Genomic DNA, 370 nt, shown 5'->3' with positions numbered 1-370 from the left:
TGGGCGGACCAGGTGGTTGAAGCCTTGAAATTGGCAGGATTGCCCGAGCGCTGATCACTTCCACTGGCAGGCCGGCGGCTTTCCCTTCCGGCATACCGTCCTCGAGTCGGCGCGCGGAATGCCCGAGCGAGCGAAGCGCCGCGACAGCCTCGAAGGACATCACGCACCACGGGCCGCGGCAGTAGGCGATGACTTCCCTGCTGGCATCGGTGCCGGCCGACCACGCCTTGATTTCGCCGAGCGGAACGTTGATCGCGCCGGGCACATGGCCGAGCGCGAACTCGTCCGCCGGGCGCACGTCGATCAGCGTCACCAGCCCGTCGCGCATCAGCGCCTGAAGCTCGTCGCGCGTGACCGGCCGCATGTCGTC

At 68.1% G+C, this 370-nt stretch carries 1 protein-coding gene; it reads right to left on the bottom strand.

What is annotated here, in order from left to right; all coding sequences use genetic code 11:
• Positions 1 to 370, bottom strand: a 370-nt coding sequence (locus EN859_RS35890; protein ID WP_135913647.1) for a rhodanese-like domain-containing protein, incomplete at both ends; no start/stop codon positions are given.

This window comes from Mesorhizobium sp. M00.F.Ca.ET.216.01.1.1 (assembly GCF_004010325.2).
Taxonomy (GTDB): Bacteria; Pseudomonadota; Alphaproteobacteria; order Rhizobiales; family Rhizobiaceae; genus Mesorhizobium.
This window is presented reverse-complemented; position numbering and strand designations above follow the sequence as displayed.